This window comes from Candidatus Sphingomonas phytovorans (genome assembly GCA_029202385.1).
GTDB lineage: Bacteria > Pseudomonadota > Alphaproteobacteria > Sphingomonadales > Sphingomonadaceae > Sphingomonas > Sphingomonas phytovorans.
This window is the reverse complement of sequence record CP119314.1, coordinates 2,610,911-2,627,019: the sequence shown is the minus strand read 5'-3', so window position 1 is coordinate 2,627,019 and position 16,109 is coordinate 2,610,911. Positions and strand designations below refer to the sequence as shown.

The 16,109-nt window shown below is 63.3% G+C and carries 17 protein-coding genes and 1 pseudogene; 7 read left to right on the top strand and 11 right to left on the bottom strand.

Annotation, left to right across the window (positions count from 1 at the left end; genetic code table 11):
* Window position 1 precedes the first annotated feature (1 nt).
* The 7 genes and pseudogenes from P0Y59_11990 to P0Y59_11960 form a co-directional block, all read right to left on the bottom strand.
* Entirely contained in the window at window positions 2–1,213 is a 1,212-nt protein-coding gene (locus P0Y59_11990) for an efflux RND transporter periplasmic adaptor subunit (protein WEK02557.1), read from the bottom strand.
* 177 nt (window positions 1,214–1,390) lie between these two features.
* Window positions 1,391–1,573 (bottom strand): hypothetical protein, encoded by a 183-nt coding sequence (locus P0Y59_11985; protein WEK02363.1) that lies wholly within the window; start codon window positions 1,571–1,573, stop codon window positions 1,391–1,393.
* Window positions 1,570–2,028: a YaiI/YqxD family protein gene (locus tag P0Y59_11980; GenBank protein WEK02556.1), complete on the bottom strand. Its 459-nt coding sequence runs from the start codon at window positions 2,026–2,028 to the stop codon at window positions 1,570–1,572. Before P0Y59_11980 ends, P0Y59_11985 begins: the two co-directional genes overlap by 4 nt.
* 23 nt (window positions 2,029–2,051) lie before the next feature.
* Entirely contained in the window at window positions 2,052–2,537 is a 486-nt protein-coding gene (locus tag P0Y59_11975; protein WEK02362.1) for a GreA/GreB family elongation factor, read from the bottom strand.
* A complete protein-coding gene (locus tag P0Y59_11970; GenBank protein WEK02361.1) occupies window positions 2,534–3,442 on the bottom strand; it encodes a LysR family transcriptional regulator in 909 nt (302 codons plus the stop codon). The genes P0Y59_11975 and P0Y59_11970 overlap by 4 nt, the downstream gene beginning before the upstream one ends.
* Before the next feature lie 452 nt (window positions 3,443–3,894).
* On the bottom strand, window positions 3,895–4,086 hold the full coding sequence (locus tag P0Y59_11965) for a hypothetical protein (GenBank protein WEK02360.1): 192 nt from the start codon (window positions 4,084–4,086) through the stop codon (window positions 3,895–3,897).
* A 155-nt stretch (window positions 4,087–4,241) separates the two neighbouring features.
* Window positions 4,242–4,331 (bottom strand): annotated as a pseudogene (locus P0Y59_11960) (IS5/IS1182 family transposase).
* Window positions 4,332–5,075: 744 nt separating this feature from the next.
* Between P0Y59_11960 and P0Y59_11955 the strand changes: the two are divergent.
* Complete coding sequence (locus P0Y59_11955; GenBank protein WEK02359.1) at window positions 5,076–5,759, top strand: transposase; 684 nt, start codon at window positions 5,076–5,078, stop codon at window positions 5,757–5,759.
* A 333-nt stretch (window positions 5,760–6,092) separates the two neighbouring features.
* Here P0Y59_11955 and P0Y59_11950 read toward each other — a convergent pair whose 3' ends face one another.
* Together P0Y59_11950 and P0Y59_11945 are read right to left on the bottom strand one after the other, a co-directional pair.
* Window positions 6,093–6,527, bottom strand: a complete 435-nt coding sequence (locus tag P0Y59_11950) for a hypothetical protein (protein WEK02358.1) — start codon at window positions 6,525–6,527, stop codon at window positions 6,093–6,095.
* 398 nt (window positions 6,528–6,925) lie between these two features.
* The gene (locus P0Y59_11945) at window positions 6,926–7,345 is read right to left on the bottom strand and encodes an RHS repeat-associated core domain-containing protein (protein ID WEK02357.1); all 420 of its coding nucleotides are present in this window, start codon (window positions 7,343–7,345) and stop codon (window positions 6,926–6,928) included.
* Between the two features lie 160 nt (window positions 7,346–7,505).
* Between P0Y59_11945 and P0Y59_11940 the strand changes: the two genes are divergently transcribed.
* Entirely contained in the window at window positions 7,506–9,005 is a 1,500-nt protein-coding gene (locus tag P0Y59_11940) for a CoA-acylating methylmalonate-semialdehyde dehydrogenase (protein ID WEK02356.1), read from the top strand.
* 64 nt (window positions 9,006–9,069) lie between these two features.
* Here P0Y59_11940 and P0Y59_11935 read toward each other — a convergent pair whose 3' ends face one another.
* Entirely contained in the window at window positions 9,070–9,867 is a 798-nt protein-coding gene (locus tag P0Y59_11935) for a sterol desaturase family protein (GenBank protein ID WEK02355.1), read from the bottom strand.
* Window positions 9,868–9,987: 120 nt separating this feature from the next.
* On the bottom strand, window positions 9,988–11,022 hold the full coding sequence (locus tag P0Y59_11930; protein ID WEK02354.1) for a helix-turn-helix domain-containing protein: 1,035 nt from the start codon (window positions 11,020–11,022) through the stop codon (window positions 9,988–9,990).
* Between the two features lie 108 nt (window positions 11,023–11,130).
* Between P0Y59_11930 and P0Y59_11925 the strand changes: the two genes are divergently transcribed.
* Genes P0Y59_11925 through mmsB form a run of 5 tightly spaced genes read left to right on the top strand, consistent with a single transcriptional unit; the run spans window position 11,131 to window position 16,095 of the window.
* Window positions 11,131–12,213 carry a polysaccharide deacetylase family protein gene (locus tag P0Y59_11925; GenBank protein ID WEK02353.1) on the top strand — a complete coding sequence of 361 codons (1,083 nt, stop codon included), beginning with the start codon at window positions 11,131–11,133 and terminating at the stop codon, window positions 12,211–12,213.
* 23 nt (window positions 12,214–12,236) lie between these two features.
* Entirely contained in the window at window positions 12,237–13,382 is a 1,146-nt protein-coding gene (locus P0Y59_11920; GenBank protein WEK02352.1) for an acyl-CoA dehydrogenase family protein, read from the top strand.
* Window positions 13,379–14,422 (top strand): enoyl-CoA hydratase/isomerase family protein, encoded by a 1,044-nt coding sequence (locus P0Y59_11915; protein ID WEK02351.1) that lies wholly within the window; start codon window positions 13,379–13,381, stop codon window positions 14,420–14,422. The genes P0Y59_11920 and P0Y59_11915 overlap by 4 nt, the downstream gene beginning before the upstream one ends.
* Window positions 14,423–14,432: 10 nt before the next feature.
* A complete protein-coding gene (locus tag P0Y59_11910) occupies window positions 14,433–15,209 on the top strand; it encodes an enoyl-CoA hydratase (protein WEK02350.1) in 777 nt (258 codons plus the stop codon).
* On the top strand, window positions 15,148–16,095 hold the full coding sequence (gene mmsB, locus P0Y59_11905) for a 3-hydroxyisobutyrate dehydrogenase (GenBank protein ID WEK02555.1): 948 nt from the start codon (window positions 15,148–15,150) through the stop codon (window positions 16,093–16,095). Before P0Y59_11910 ends, mmsB begins: the two co-directional genes overlap by 62 nt.
* Window positions 16,096–16,109 lie beyond the last annotated feature (14 nt).

Genomic DNA, 16,109 nt, shown 5'->3' with positions numbered 1-16,109 from the left:
GTCAACCGGGCTTCTTGCCGGTCGGGGTGCCCTGGCCCGTGCCCCGACTCTCACCCTTGCCCTGCGGCGCGCCGATATGCTCGGGCTGGCCCGCCGGCACCGGCCGCACGACCTGGTTCGGGATCGTCTTGCCCACGCCCTGGACGATCACCTTGTCCCCGGCGTTCAGGCCGGCGGTGACGACCCAGTTCGTGCCGATCGCCTGTGTCGCGGTCACCTTGCGCTGGATCGCCTTGTTGTCGGGGCCGACGACGAACACGGTCGCATTGCCCTTCGGGTCGCGCGACACGGCTGGCTGCGGGATCAGGAAGGCATTGTTGCTGATCGACTGGGCGAAGCTTGCCCGCACGAACATGCCCGGCAGCAACAGCCCCTGCGGATTGGGGAAGCGCGCCCGGATCGTGACGGTGCCGGTCGTCTGGCTTGCGACGACCTCGGAGAATTCGACCGTGCCGGTATAGCCATAGTCGCTGCCGTCCTCGAGCTTCAGGCGCACATCGGCATTGGCCGGGGTCTGGCCCCCCGTGGCGAGCTCGCGGCGCAGCGCAAGCAACTCGGCGGTCGATCGCTGGATGTCGACATATATCGGGTCGAGCCGCTGGATCGTCGCCAATGGATCGACCTGATTGATCGTGACCAGCGCGCCAACGGTATAGAGCGAACGGCCGATCCGGCCGGTGATCGGCGCGGGGACGGTGGTGAAGCGCAGGTTGATCCGGGCGGTATCGAGCGCGGCGCGGTTCTGCGCGACGGCGGCCTGGGTCTGGCGTGCCTGCGCCGCCGCGTCGGTATAGTCCTGCTTGGCGACTGCCTCGATATCGGCGAGCGGCTTGTAGCGTTCGGCCCTGATACGGCTGGCTTCGGCCGTGGCCACGGCGCTGGCCAGATTGGCCTGCGCCTGGTTGGCGGCGGCCCGATAGAGGCTTGGATCGATCTGGTAGAGCGGCTGGCCCTGCTTCACGAGCGAACCTTCAGTGAAGAAACGGCGATGGATCACGCCGGAAACCTGCGGGCGCACCTCGGAGCTTTCGAAGGCGGTGGTCCGACCCGCCAGTTCGGTGGTGATCGGCACGCTGGTCGGCTTGATCACGATATAGCCCACCTGCGGCGGGCCCTGCGGCCCACGGCGGCCGCCGCCCTGCTTGGTCGTATCGGATTTGCCGCAGCCGGACAGCAGCGCCAGCGCCGTCAACAGGGCGAGCGTCGTCGACATGCGCGCAGGGTCAGGCGATCGTACGGTCATTCTTGCTCCCGTTGCTTCAGGCCGTGCCAGCATGTCGCGACGGGAAGCTCCCGTGCGGAGTGCGCCAAACACCGTCCCTCAACCCTTGGTTCCTGTCTCGCCCGGGGCGGAACAGGCAAATGCTTTGTTAGTCGTATATCCTATATCCTATCTAAGTTTCGCGATAGAGAGGCCATCGGCCTTCGCGCGATCCTTAGTGGATTCCTCGCTGCGCTTCAGCGCCTTGGCTATCGCCTTGAGCGCCATGCCTTTTTTCGCGAGAGTATGGAGCTTCTGGATCTCGTCGCTTGTCCATGGCTGCCGATGACGCTCGAATTTATCCTGGCTCATGACGGCTGGACCTTGCGCTTGAGCGACACCAGCGCCTGGTCGAGTGCCGAGAGGAAACGGGACCGGTCGGTCTTCGAAAATGGCGCGGGTCCGCCGATCGCATCCCCGCCTGCGCGCAGGTCGGCCATGATCGCGCGGGTCGCGATCGCCGCCCCGATCGAGCTGGTGGTGAAGGGCTTGCCCGTCGGGGCGATCACGGTGGCCCCGGCCTTGAGGCATCGGTCGGCCAGCAGGATATCGCTAGTCACGACGACGGCTGACGGGTCGGCCCGTTCGGCGATCCAGTCGTCGGCGGCATCGAACGAATCGTTCACGATCACCCGCTCGACGAGCGGATGAACCGGGATTCGCATGATGGAATTGCTGACGATGGCCACAGACACCTCGTGGCGAAAGGCCACTTTATAGACCTCGTCCTTTACGGGGCATGCATCCGCATCGACAAGGATTCGGATTGTCGCAAAATATGTCAGGCGGGTTACTCCCGTTCATCTTGTTCGTTGCTCGCCCGGCTGATCGTCACGATCTCGATCGCATCGGGCGTGCCGTTATAGTCGAGATGCTCGCCGGCCTCGGCGCCCATCATCGCCTTGGGCAGCGGGGCGGTGAAGGCGATTCGACCGGCGGCCGGATCGGCTTCGTCGCTGCCGACGATCCGGATAGTGCGAAGCGCGCCGTTGAGGCGGAAGGTAACGCTGGTGCCGAAGGCGACCTCCGCGCCATCGGGCTCGGGCGCCAGGATCGCGGTGGTCTGGCGCGTGTTCCAGTAGCGCAGCTCACGCTTCAGCACTTCGCGCGCTGCGTCGTCGGCCTCGGCGGCGATCTCGCCCTCCAGCGCGGCCACCCGCGCATCGATCAGCGCTCGGCCGCGCGCCGTGACCAGATTGGGCCCTGGCGGCAGCGGCAGTTCGAACTTCGGTTCCTTGTGCTCTTCATCGCTCTCGCGGCGGAATGCGACGCTCATATCCTTCTCCCGGGCGCAAAGGCCGCCGGGCGCAGACTGCCCGTCGCGGCTTCCTTCAACCATTCGAGCACCGCCTCGATCCGCGCCAGCCGCCGCATGTCGCTGTGTGTCACCAGCCAGAAGCTGCGCACGATATCGACCTGGTCGGGGAACAACATGGTAAGGCCTGGATCCTGGTCGGCGATGAAGCTGGGCAGCACGCCGATGCCGGTGCCGTTGGCGATGGCGCTATACTGCACGTTGATGCTGGTCGAGCGGAGATTGGCGTCGAGCCCCGGCGCGACCTCGCCGAGATAGTCCAGTTCGGGCGAATAGAGGAATTCGGGGACGTACCCGATCAGCGTATGCTCGCTCAGTTCCTCGATCGACCCGATCGGGCCATGCGCGTCGAGATAGCGCGTCGCCGCGTAGAGCCTCAGCCGGTAGTCGGCGAGCTTCGCCGCGATCAGCCGGCCGTGGCGGGGGCGGGCCATCATGACCGCGATATCCGCCTCGCGCTTCGAGGGATTGAGGAAGCCCGATGCGGTGACGAGATCGAGCCGGATATCGGGATGGCGCCGGCGGAATTCCGGCAGGCACGGCGCCAGCACCCAGGTGGCGACTCCTTCGGCGACGCTCAGCCGGACATGTCCGGTCGCCTGGTTGGACCCGCCACCCACTTCGCCCAGCGCATGCAACGCGGTGCTCTCGATCGTCTCGGCATGCGCGAACAGCGCCTGCCCCTGCTCGGTCAGCCGCCGCTCGCTCGCCTCGACCTCGAACAATTCGGACTGAAGCGCGGATGCGAGCCGCCGCAACCGCCGCCCCACGGTGGTCGCATCCATCCCCAGCGACCGCGCCGCGGAGGCAAGATGCCGCGACCGTGCCACCGCCAGGAATATCCGCAGGTCATCCCAATCGAACATAACGCCGTAACCCGCTCCCCTTGTGCCGCCGGATCATCCCGCCCTAACCGTCCGTCACCGTCACCCCGGACTTGTTCCGGGGCCCATCGGGCCGCACATCAAACGGTCCGAGGCACCGGCGGCACGCTTGATGCCGGAAGCAGCGCGAAAAGGGACATTGGTCGCGAACGACACGCATGCTGCATAATTGCAGGCCCTACATGCACGTCAGGCGGCTTGCCTGCAAATTCCCCGGGTCGCCAGGTGGTCCAAGCGAGTGAGGGGAGGTTTGACAGGCGGCTTGCCATCACGTCGCCGGCTTCAGCGGGGGAGGTTCAGGGTGAATGGCCGATATGTTCATTCGCACCGCGCTCGCAGAGTTGACGCGCTGACCCACTCCACTCTCGAATCGTTCGTTCAGCGGTTCCGGCGTGGTGCAACGACGCTATGTCTATGACCCCGATTCCGGGTTATTAAAACGAAACGTCGCCAACCTCGATAATATTGCGATTGCCGTTGCAGCTTGAAACATAAAGATTGACCGTTTTCTTCAACGAAGCGGCGGTGTACATGAGCGACGTCAGTTCATGAAAATTGACTGCGGTCCGCTGGATATGGAAAAGCGAGCCGCCACAGGGGCCGGTGCCATCGAGCTGCAGGACCACGTCGGATGGGTCGGCATAGATACGATTGATAACCGGCTTTGTAGGCAGGAAGGCTCTGTGCGTCAGCCGCGCTCAACGAGAAGGCTCCGTAGAGAAGAAGCAATCCAATGACGGGTATAAATTTCAATTTTACCTCCTCTGCATCAATCGCAAAACAGCACCCGCCTGTCATCGACCCGCTTCATGCCACGCGTACCCGTCGGCAACAGCGGCTCGATCCGCGCCCACTGCGCATCCGAAACCAGAAGAAATCTGCCATCTCAAACGCCTCCTCGCACAGCCCGTTGAATCATAATCAAGACCAGCACGGAATCCTCTTTATGGGTCGGACCCTAGTTTGGCTGTGTCATCGCTCTCGCGTGCTCAAGTAAAATTTGACCACCTGTGCCGCGGATATCACTAATCCAATTAGAGTCATGGAAATCGTAAATGTGAAATATTCCGTAATGTGTTGCTGGTAGTTGTAAACAAAGAATCTTGCGATATCGATGATCAATCCTAGTGCGCCCATAACGGTAATCGTCAAAAGGCTGAGCAGAAGGTTAAATTTTACATTACCTATCATTAGCTTTTTCCTGTTCTTTGACACGCGGCGTCAGCGAGCGGCCCGGCATTCGCCTTGGCGTTTCCGACGGCATTTGCTGTTCCGCGAACAGCGGCATCCGTATGCGAGTTTGGTGCCGGAGTGGTCACCGTACCGCGCGGTGACACGATGGAAACACCCGTTTTCTCTGCAAGGGCGCGAGCTCCTTCCTTAATAGTATCCGCCGCCACGGAGCCTGCGGCTCCCACGATGCCGCCAATAACAGCTGCTTTGGCCAACTCTCTTCTGGTGGGCGCCCGACCCGAGATTCCGGTGTTAACTCCGGCGCCAGCCACTCCTACAACGACCCCCGCGCCGCCGTTCGCCGTGGAATTACGGTGGCAGAATTACGGTGACACGTGCAACAGTCCCTTTACTTTGCGGGGTTGGTTGCCAGCCTGACCATATGGCCCGGCTTCCCCGCATCATGCTTCCGGGCCTTCCGCACCATGTGACGCAGCGGGGCAACCGGCGCGAACGCGTGTTCTTCGAGGAAAGTGACTATGCGCTGTATCTCGACCTTCTGGCCGAGGCGGCAGCGATCTGGGGGTATTGCCTCATGCCCAATCATGTCCACATCATTGCCGTGCCGGCTGACGGGGACGGGTTGCGTCGCACCTTTCGCTCGGTCCACCGCCACTATATCGGCTATATCAATGCGCGGATGCGGGTGACCGGTCATCTGTGGCAGGGCCGTTTCAGTTCGGTCGCGATGGACGAGGCGCATCTGGTTGGTGCGTTGCGCTATGTTGCGCTCAATCCGGTCCGGGCGCGGCTCGTCGAGCGGCCCGAGGACTGGCGATGGTCGAGTGCGGCGGCGCATATCGCTGGCGAGGGTGACCGTTTTGTCGACATGGCGCCGGGGCTGGGGCGCGTGGGTGATTTCGCCGCTTTCCTAGATTCCGGTGACGGTGCATTTATCTCGGCTTGGAGTTGGGCTTGCCGGCTTGAGGGATCGGCCTGCTTCATTTCTGAGCCGATCGAGAAAGGTGGCATCGCTGATCGGCCGGCCGATCTGTTCCGCCTTGCGCAATCGTATCAGCCGCTCCTCATCCTCTCCAGCCGCGAGGGGGCGGCGAAATCCAGATAACGCGCGATGACGGGTTCGCGCGCCGTGATGCCATCGTCGAAGCAGCCGAGATGGGCGTGAACGCTCGACCATGGCCAGTCCGCCGCTCGTGGCGCCAGGCTGGCGCCGGGTTCGGCATCAGCACCCAGGACCAGCTTTCGACCCCGGCTGCCGCGCAGTGCGCGCTGAGCAGATCGCGATTGAGCGCATAATCCTCGTCGCCGAAAAAGGTTTGTGCACGACCGTTGCCACGCTGCGTCACATGGTGGGGATGCCCTGGGAAGGTCGCGCGTGCCAGTCGTGCCATGGGCTTGGGGTGCTATAAGCGCCGGATGGGGGCAATTAAAGGCACTGTCATCGGAACCAAAAACGCCGGAACTCAATTCCTCTGCAGTATTCCTTCATTGTGAAGCCGTCGAATTGTATCACTCCGCCCGTTATAGTCCCACCTTTATTTACAGCATCCCAAAAGAAGTATATACCGTTAAACGGTTTTTCGCTCGCTACTTTAGCTTGAAATAGTCTGTGGTATTTGAGGCCTTCGGAAGAATCAATAAGTCCAAGGGGGAAAGCAATAATGTGCGGCCCTTTCAGTGATTTATTTTTGTAGATGCGGGCTGTTGTTTTATCCAGAACAACATTTCTGAATCCATCCATGGATGATATTTGATAAATATTGCCGTCGATTACTTTAATATCCATGCTAACCGTGCAAGCCGGAGCCTGAGATGCCAATGCCGGCAATGAGGCAGCGGAAAAGTTTGCAGCCATGATAAGATGTTCAATCATATAAAAGCCTCCAAATAACTTTCTTGGCCAAATTGCACTAAAGTTAATATGGTCACTGTGTCCAAGTGTGCTATAGTTTGTAACAAATGTTCCAGCTGTTTAGCACGATGGGTTGGCTCCATTGCTGCTGGGGCATAAATTTGGATTCTCTGGTGGACGCGCGTTTACTGTAACAGTTGTCGTATTAGCCCTAAAAAATTCACTTTCTCCCGACCTCGCTCTGCGGGAGTTCTCTGCGTCGATGGAGCCAGCGTGATTACCGGTTCCGTCATCTCCCGGAAGGCCTCTGATATCATTCCTAACATTGGATAATCCGTGTTCGGCTAAATCGGCTTCTGAATAGGTGTAAATTTTTCCGTCCCACGTTCTGGATTGTACTGTATCTGCGGGATCGTACTTCAATTCGCCGCCGAGCTTTCCGTCACGTGCTTCATAATGAGCACCAGAGACCCTATCATTTTGCCTAGCTTCAGTACTTTAATGCGAATAGCTTTGCTAACAAGCTCTTTCTCAAGGCTTGGTGCCATCGAATATCGATCCTGAAGCCGGCGATCGACCCAGCCCTTGGCGGGCGTAGATGTCCCACACAATCCGTACTCGACCCTGCCGACCAAGGTGCAACTCCCAGTTGGATCGCGTCCCCCAATAGGATCATTTCTCACATACGCGTATAAATTGTTCTGATCCTTGTACCCAATCGGATCGGTCTGCAGAAACCTCCCAAGCCTCGATGAATAAATTCGCGCTTTGTAATAATACATCCCCATCTCGGAGAGATAGATTTGACCGGTATATTGAAACCGTCCGCCAGCAGCCATTCCTTCGAACGTGCGGCAGCTATTCTATCGTCAGCTCACCAAGCTCATCCCAAACGCCGCACGCCCTGCATAATTGCAGTCCCAACATGCACCCCATCCACCTTGCCTGCAAATTCTCCGAGCGTAAGGGGGGATCACAAAAGTTTTGGGAAGGTTGGATATGCGCCTCATCGATCATCACGTCGCTGGCCTCTCCGCTGGCGGTTCGGGCCGCACGGCTGATGTGTTCAACCCCAATACCGGCCAGGTCCAGGCGACCGTCCAGCTTGGCGACCAAGCCGTGCTCGATGCCGCCATCGCCGCCGCGCAAAAGGCGCAACCTGCCTGGGCCGCCACAAACCCGCAGCGACGCGCCCGGGTGATGTTCGCCTTCAAGGCGCTGGTCGAGAAGCACATGGACGAACTGGCCCATCTGCTCTCGTCCGAGCACGGCAAGGTGGTCGCGGATTCGCGCGGCGATATCCAGCGTGGGCTCGAGGTGATCGAATTCTGCTGCGGCATCCCGCATGTGCTGAAGGGCGAATATACCCAGGGCGCAGGCCCCGGCATCGACGTCTATTCGATGCGCCAGCCGCTCGGCATCGGCGCCGGCATCACTCCGTTCAACTTCCCGGCGATGATCCCCCTGTGGATGTCCGGCGTCGCCATCGCGACCGGCAACGCGTTCATCCTCAAGCCGAGCGAGCGCGATCCGTCGGTGCCGGTGCGCCTCGGCGAGTTGTTCCGTGAGGCCGGCCTGCCGGAGGGCATCTTCCAGGTCGTGCACGGCGACAAGGAAATGGTCGACGCGATCCTCGATCATCCCGCCATCTCGGCGGTCAGCTTTGTCGGCTCGTCCGACATCGCGCATTATGTCTATTCGCGCGGCGTCGCCGCCGGAAAGCGCGTCCAGGCGATGGGCGGGGCGAAGAACCACGGCATCGTCATGCCCGACGCCGATCTCGACCAGGTGGTTGCCGACCTCTCCGGCGCCGCCTTCGGTTCGGCGGGTGAGCGCTGCATGGCACTCCCGGTTGTCGTGCCGGTCGGCGAGAAGACCGCCATCGCGCTCCGCGAAAAGCTGATCCCGGCGATCGACGCGCTGCGCGTCGGCGTCTCGACCGACAATGATGCGCATTACGGCCCGGTGGTGAACGCGGCGCACAAGCAGCGTATCGAGAACTGGATCCAGACCGGCGTCGACGAGGGCGCCGAACTGGTCGTCGATGGCCGTGGCTTCGAATTGCAGGGCCATGAAAAGGGCTTCTTCATCGGCCCGTCGCTGTTCGATCATGTCACGCCCGACATGCAGGCATACAAGGAAGAGATTTTCGGCCCCGTGCTGCAGATCGTCCGCGCCGACGATTTCGAGCATGCGTTGCGCCTGCCGAGCGAGCATCAATATGGCAACGGCGTCGCCATCTTCACCCGCAACGGCCATGCCGCGCGCGAATTCGCGGCGCGCGTCAATGTCGGCATGGTCGGCATCAACGTGCCGATCCCGGTGCCGGTCGCCTATCACACCTTTGGCGGCTGGAAGCGCTCCGCGTTCGGCGACACCAACCAGCACGGCATGGAAGGCGTGAAGTTCTGGACCAAGGTCAAGACGATCACGCAGCGCTGGCCGGACGGTGGTGTGGGCGATGCCGCCAATGCCTTCGTCATCCCGACCATGGGGTGAGGCGCTTGGCCGGCTGTCTCGGTCTCGCGTGCCACGGGCCCGTCAGGGTCCGTGGCGACGATGGTCAGGCGGTGGCCGGGCTTGCTTCGAGCGATTTCCGGGCCGCCACGCTCTCGAACCGCGCATGATATTTCGGATGCTCGGTGCCCATCCACCGGTCCCACCAGGTGAAGTAGAGGCCGAAATTGTGCCGTCCTTCGCTGTGGTGCAGGTCGTGGTGCGTGGTGGTGGTGAGCCATCCGGTCCAGGGCGACGTCGTGAAGCCGGGCCATGCCAGTTCATGCCCCGAATGGCCGATCGCGTTGCGGGCGATCTGGTGGCCGAGGAAGATGAAGATGGCGAGCGGATGGATCGGTCCGAACAGCGACAGGAGCAGCAGGGCGATCGGCACGTAGAGCGACTCGAACACCGCTTCGATCGGCGCGAAGGCATAGGCCGCCCAGGACGTCGGCGTGCGCGACTGGTGATGCGCGGCATGCGCCCGGCGGAACATCGCGCGGAGATGCAGCCCGCGGTGCATCCAGTAGAAATAGGCATCATGCGCGATGACCAGCGCGACCACTTGCACCGCGATCATCCACGGATTGAAATCGCGCGCGATGGCGATCACGCCGCCGGCGATCAGCGCGAAGGCGATCAGGTCGACCACGCCGAAAACCGCGATCGTCTGCACCGACAGCGTCAGCTCGCGCCGACGATCGGCTATGGTGGCCGCGCGCTGCTGGATGCGGCGCGGCGCGGTCCAGCGGCGCAGCAGCCAATAAAGAAGCGCGATGCCCGCGGCCCCGATCAGGTAGCGCGTCATCTCGACGGTGAAGCTGTGCAGCCAATGCGCGCTGAGGGTCTGCAGGGTTCCGATCACTGTGCCAATCACGGGGGTGCTCCGGTCAATTTCCTTCGGTGGCCTGCCTATCCCGTTGCGTCTTCCGCTGCTGCGCCGGCCCGAAAAATGCCGATCGATTCCGGAATCGATCGCGTTTTTTCAGTTCCGCACGATGTTGGCGCGGCGATATTCGCTCGGCGACTGGCCGACGGTCTCGCGAAAAGCCCGGTTGAACGGGGCAAGCGAGCCATAGCCCAGGTCCATCGCGATCGTCAGGATGGGCAGGTCGACATGCCGCGGGTCGACCAGCAGTGCCTTGGCCTCGTCGATCCGGTGATGGTTGAGGAAGGCCGAGAAATTGCGATAGCCCAGCCGCTGGTTGATCAGGCTGCGCAGCCGGTGCTCGGGCGTTTCGAGCAGCTCGGCCAACGCCCCGATGCTGAGGCCCGGCTCGCGGTAGATGGTTTCGGCGATGGCCGTTTCCAGCTTGCGATTGAGCACATGCTCGGACGGACTGAAGCTCGGGGCAGGGGCCGGTTCGGGCTGGGCGGGGTCGAACAGCAGTTCGGGGTCGCTCTGCAGCAAGGCGACGCCCATGGCGGTGGTCGCGATCAGGATGGCGGTCGCCTGCGCGATGGCGATGTCGGGTCCTGCGCGGCGGAATCCGAAGAACATTTCGAGCGCGATCACGATGAAGGCCAGCACGCCGACCACGATGACGAATCCGACGCGAAGCTGGCGGCGCTTCTCGATCAGGTCGTCGCCCCGCTCGCGAATCGCGATCAGGATGGCATGGCCGATGAAGACCAGCGAAACGCAGCGTTGAATCAGCGCTATCCAGAATCGCATGCTCGCATCGGCATATTGGGCGAAGAAGAAGCAGGCCCAGCATCCGACGGTCACCGCGATGCCGGCGATCAGCGCCCGCCGGTCGATCGCGCGCTCGAACAGCAGATGCGCGAAGATCCACAGCAGCAGCGGCACCGACTGCGCCATGAGCTGGACGACCGCCCAGAACGGCCCTTCGGTCGGCCGGAAAAGCTGGGTCGCCAGCGTCAGGTAACAGCAGACGCCAAGCAGCAGCATGGCCGTTGCGATGCGGATCGGCCTCGGCGCCCGCCCGCGCCCGATCACCAGCGCGATCAGCAGCAGCTGGCCGATCGCCAGCATCCGCATCACCGTGTCCAGAAGCATCAGCCGCGTCATATCGGTACCGTTATGGCCCGCTCGCGAAACCCCGTCCATCGCGCCTGTGGGAATTCTCCAACAAGCGCGATAGACCCCTTCCGGTGTCCGGAAATGATGAACGGGGATGCTGAGATGATCGCGCTGCGGGCGCTCCTGACCGTCGTTGCGCTCGTCGGCGTGATGCTGCCGATCGGCGGCGCCGTCGACGCGCCCCGCGCTGTCGCCAAGGCCTCCGCGCTGCAAAAGACGATCGCCCTCAGCTTCGACGATATCCCCCGCGCGCCCGGCGCCTTCTATTCGAGGGAGGAGCGCACCGAGCGCCTGATCGCCGCGCTCAGGGCATCGGGCGTCACCCAGACGGCCTTCTTCGTCAATCCAGGCCGCGTCGGCGCGAAGGACGGGTCGCTCGATCTGATCGAGGCCTATGCCGCCGCCGGGCATGTGCTGGCCGATCACAGCTTCTCGCACCGCAGCCTCGCCGCCGTGCCGGCCGCGGCGTTCCTCGCCGATGTCGACCAGGCCGAGGCATGGTTGAAACATCAGCCGGGCTATCGTCCCTGGTTCCGCTTTCCCGGGCTCAACCAGGGTGGCGCGGATCGGGCCAAGCGCCGCGCGGTGCTTGACGGACTTAAGGCGCGGGGGCTTCTGGTGGGTGCGGTGACGATCGACGGATCGGACTGGTATCTCGAACGCCTGACGCTTGAGGCGGCGAGGGCGGGCAAGCCGATCGACGAGGATGCGCTCCACGACCTCTATATCGAGACGATGGTCCAGTCGGCGGAATTCTCCGACAGGCTGATGCGCAAGACCATCGGCCGCTCGCCCGCGCACATGATGCTGCTGCACGAGACCGATCTCGCCGCGCGCTATATCGGCGATCTTGTCGAGGCGCTGCGCAACAACGGGTGGCGGATCGTGACGGCCGACGCGGCCTATCGCGACCCGATCTATCACAGCGAGCCCAATGTCCCGACCTCGAACGGCACCCTGTCCGAGGCGATGGCATGGGCAAAGGGCATCCCCGGCCCACGCTGGTACGGCCGCAACGACGCCCGCATCGCCGGCGCGTTGTTCAACGAACGCGTGATGCACCAGCCGCCCGCGATCGTGGCGCTCACCGATCGGCATCGACAATGCCGCGACCGCAACAGGAGGCCGCATCGCGCCTGTCCCGACGTCACCGCCAAGGCGGCCTAGGCTTTTCTCTCAGGAACACCCGCATGACCCAGCAATTCGACATCACCGACGACCAGCGCGAGATCCAGGATCTCGCGCGCAAGTTCACCGCCGACCGCATCACGCCCTTCGCGGCGGAATGGGACGAGAAGCACATCTTCCCGCGCGAGACGATCAAGGCGGCGGCCGAGCTCGGCTTCGCCTCGATCTACGTCTCGGAAGAAAGTGGCGGCATCAATCTCGGCCGGCTGGAATCGGCGCTGATCATGGAGGCGATGGCCTATGGCTGCGCCTCCACCTCGGCCTTCATCTCGATCCACAACATGGCGTCCTGGATGATCGACCGCTTCGGCAGTCAGGCGGTGAAGGACAAATACCTTCCGCGCCTGGTTACGATGGACGAGATCGCCAGCTATTGCCTGACCGAGCCCGGCTCGGGCTCCGACGCCGCTGCGCTCAAAACGAAGGCGGTCAGGGACGGCGACGACTATATCGTCAGCGGTTCCAAGCAGTTCATCTCGGGAGGCGGCGAGAACGAGATCTACGTCACCATGGTCCGCACTGGCGAGGAGGGGCCGAAAGGCATCTCGTGCCTGGTGATCGAGAAGGGCATGGCGGGCGTCAGCTTCGGCGCGAACGAGCGCAAGCTCGGCTGGCATTCGCAACCGACCGCTCAGGTGATGTTCGACGGCGTCCGCGTGCCGAAGGAGAATCTGGTCGGCGCCGAGGGCGAGGGGTTCCGCATCGCGATGATGGGCCTTGACGGGGGGCGGCTCAACATCGGCGCCTGCTCGCTCGGCGGTGCACAGCGCTGCCTTGACGAGGCGATCAACTACACCAAGGACCGCAAGCAGTTCGGTACTGCCATCGCCGATTTCCAGAACACCCAGTTCATGCTCGCCGACATGGCGACCGAGCTCGAGGCGGCGCGGGCGCTGCTGTACATGGCGGCGGCCAAGGTGACGGCCAACGCGCCCGACAAGACCAAGTTCGCCGCGATGGCCAAGCGCCTCGCCACTGACACCGGATCGTCGGTGGCCGACCGCGCGTTGCAGCTCCATGGCGGCTATGGCTATCTGATGGACTATCCGATCGAACGCTTCTGGCGCGACCTGCGCGTCCATTCGATCCTGGAAGGGACCAACCAGGTGATGCGCATGATCGTCGGCCGGGACCTGACACGGCAATGACCAACGACGTCCTCACCCAGCACGACGGCAAGGCTGCGCGTATCCGGCTCAATCGACCCAAGGCGATCCACGCGCTCAATACCGCGATGTGCGCCGCGATCCTCGATGCGCTGGACGGCTGGCGCACCGATCCCGATGTCGAGGCGGTGCTGATCGACCATGCCGAGGGTCGTGGTTTCTGCGCAGGCGGTGATATCCGCATGCTGGCGGAGAGCGGCGCGAAGGATGGCGTTGAAGCACGCGCCTTCTTCCACACCGAATATCGCATGAACCACCGGCTGTTCACCTATGCCAAGCCGATCGTGGCCTTCATGGACGGCATCACCATGGGGGGTGGCGTCGGCCTGTCGCAGCCGGCGAAATATCGCGTGGCGACGGAGAATACCCGGCTCGCCATGCCGGAGACGGGGATCGGCCTGTTCCCGGATGTCGGCGGTGGCTGGTATCTCTCGCGCTTGCCGGGTCGCATCGGGCAATATCTCGCGCTGACCGGCCATCGTCTCGATGGTGCTGAGTGCCTCGCGCTGGGCCTGGCCAGCCACTACCTGCCGAGCGACCGACTGGACGCGGCCAAGGCCCGGATCGCCGCGGAGCCCCAGCGGATCGCCGTGATTCTCGATGAGCTGTCGACCCCTGCCCCGGATGCTCGCATCCTGGCGCATCGCGACGCGATCGACCGGCTGTTCGCGTCCGACGTGCTGGAGGATATCTTCGCCGCGCTGGAGGCCGATCCCGGCGAATGGGCACAAGCTCAACTCGCCACGTTGCGCACCAAGTCGCCGCAGACGATGAAGGTCTCGCTGCGCTTGCTCCACGAAGGCGCGATGATGCCGACTTTCGAGGACGAGATGCGCCAGGAATATGCCGTCGGCGCGCATGTCGTGCAGCGCCACGATTTCCTCGAAGGCGTCCGCGCGGTGATCGTCGACAAGGACAATGCGCCGCGATGGGATCCGCCGACGCCCGAAGGCGTCACCGATCACGTCATCGACCAGATCTTCGCGCCCTTGCCCGATGGCGAGGCGTGGACCCCCGCATAAGGAACCTTCCATGGCAGAGTATGAAACCCTCCTCGTCGAACAGCGCGGCGCCGTCACGCTGATCACGCTCAACCGGCCCCAGGCGTTGAACGCGCTCAACAGCCAGGTGCTCGCCGACCTGATCGCTGCGGCGGCCGCGTTCGATGCCGATGAAAGCCAGGGCTGTGCCGTCGTCACCGGCAATGAAAAGGCCTTCGCCGCCGGCGCCGACATCAAGGAGATGCAGGCCCAGGGCTTTGCCGAGATGTACGGCCACAATTTCTTCGCCGGCTGGGAGAAGTTCACGGCGACGCGCAAACCGATCATCGCCGCGGTCGCCGGCTTCGCGCTTGGCGGCGGCTGTGAGCTGGCGATGATGTGCGACTTCATCCTTGCCGCCGACACCGCCAAGTTCGGCCAGCCCGAGATCAAGCTCGCCGTCGGCCCCGGCATGGGCGGCTCGCAGCGCCTGACGCGTGCGGTGGGCAAGGCCAAGGCGATGGAGATGTGCCTGACCGGCCGGATGATGGGCGCCGAGGAGGCTGAACGCGCTGGTCTCGTCAGTCGCATCGTCCCGGCTGCCGACCTGGTCGAGGAAGCGGTGAAGACCGCCGCCACGATCGCCTCGATGGCGCCGCTCGCGGTGAAGGCCAACAAGGAGATGGTCAACGCAGCGTTCGAGACGGGGCTCGCCATGGGCGTGCAGTTCGAACGGCGCCTGTTCCACGGCCTGTTCGGTACGGCGGATCAGAAGGAAGGCATGGCGGCGTTCGTGGAGAAGCGCCCCGGTAACTGGACGGGAAAATAATATGGCACGCGTAGGATTCATCGGCCTCGGCAACATGGGCGGCGGCATGGCCGCGAACCTGGCAAAGAAGGGGCATGACGTTCGCGCCTTCGATCTCTCCGCGGAAGCGCTGGAGCGTGCGAAGGCAGCGGGCTGCCTGCCCGTGGCCAGCGCGGAAGAAGCGGCCGATGGTGCGGAGGCGATCATCACTATGCTGCCCGCGGGCAAGCATGTGGAGCAGGTCTATAGCGAGAGCCTGTTCGGCACTGCCCCCGCGTCGGCGATCCTGATCGATTGCTCGACGATCGACGTCGCCACCGCCAAGCGCGTCGGCGAAGCAGCGCTGGCCAGGGGCCTGACGGCGGTCGACGCGCCCGTTTCCGGCGGCATCGGTGCGGCCAATGCGGGCACGCTTACCTTCATGGTCGGCGGCAGCGCGGAGGCGTTCGACCGGGCCGAGCCTTTCCTGTCCGACATGGGCAAGGCGGTGATCCATGCCGGCCCAAGCGGCACCGGCCAGACCGCGAAGATCGCCAACAACATGCTGCTCGGCGCGACCATGGTCGCGACGTGCGAGGCTTTCCTGCTTGCGCAGAAGCTCGGGCTCGATCCGCAGAAATTCTTCGATATCTCCTCGGTCTCGTCGGGCCAGAGCTGGTCGATGACCAGCTACGCTCCGCTACCCGGCGTCGGCCCGGACACGCCGGCCGATCACGATTATCAGGGCGGCTTCGCGACAGCGCTGATGCTCAAGGACCTGCGCCTCGCGATGGAAGCGGCGGCGGGCGCGCACGCCGATACGCCGATGGGCGCGAAGGCTGCCGAACTCTACGAGAAGTTCGCGGACGAAGGGCAGGGCGGGCTGGATTTTTCCGGCATCATCAGGATGCTCGACCGGGGTGCCTGATCTTTCGTCGAGGA

What these genes read in the sequence shown, in the direction of transcription:
- P0Y59_11990 (WEK02557.1), bottom strand. Translation starts at nt 1,213, where the DNA reads ATGTCGACGACGCTCGCCCTGTTGACGGCGCTGGCGCTGCTGTCCGGC.
- P0Y59_11985 (WEK02363.1), bottom strand. Translation starts at nt 1,573, where the DNA reads ATGAGCCAGGATAAATTCGAGCGTCATCGGCAGCCATGGACAAGCGAC.
- P0Y59_11975 (WEK02362.1), bottom strand. Translation starts at nt 2,537, where the DNA reads ATGAGCGTCGCATTCCGCCGCGAGAGCGATGAAGAGCACAAGGAACCG.
- P0Y59_11970 (WEK02361.1), bottom strand. Translation starts at nt 3,442, where the DNA reads ATGTTCGATTGGGATGACCTGCGGATATTCCTGGCGGTGGCACGGTCG.
- P0Y59_11955 (WEK02359.1), top strand. Translation starts at nt 5,076, where the DNA reads ATGGCCCGGCTTCCCCGCATCATGCTTCCGGGCCTTCCGCACCATGTG.
- P0Y59_11950 (WEK02358.1), bottom strand. Translation starts at nt 6,527, where the DNA reads ATGATTGAACATCTTATCATGGCTGCAAACTTTTCCGCTGCCTCATTG.
- P0Y59_11945 (WEK02357.1), bottom strand. Translation starts at nt 7,345, where the DNA reads ATGGCTGCTGGCGGACGGTTTCAATATACCGGTCAAATCTATCTCTCC.
- P0Y59_11940 (WEK02356.1), top strand. Translation starts at nt 7,506, where the DNA reads ATGCGCCTCATCGATCATCACGTCGCTGGCCTCTCCGCTGGCGGTTCG.
- P0Y59_11930 (WEK02354.1), bottom strand. Translation starts at nt 11,022, where the DNA reads ATGCTTCTGGACACGGTGATGCGGATGCTGGCGATCGGCCAGCTGCTG.
- P0Y59_11925 (WEK02353.1), top strand. Translation starts at nt 11,131, where the DNA reads ATGAACGGGGATGCTGAGATGATCGCGCTGCGGGCGCTCCTGACCGTC.
- P0Y59_11920 (WEK02352.1), top strand. Translation starts at nt 12,237, where the DNA reads ATGACCCAGCAATTCGACATCACCGACGACCAGCGCGAGATCCAGGAT.
- P0Y59_11915 (WEK02351.1), top strand. Translation starts at nt 13,379, where the DNA reads ATGACCAACGACGTCCTCACCCAGCACGACGGCAAGGCTGCGCGTATC.
- P0Y59_11910 (WEK02350.1), top strand. Translation starts at nt 14,433, where the DNA reads ATGGCAGAGTATGAAACCCTCCTCGTCGAACAGCGCGGCGCCGTCACG.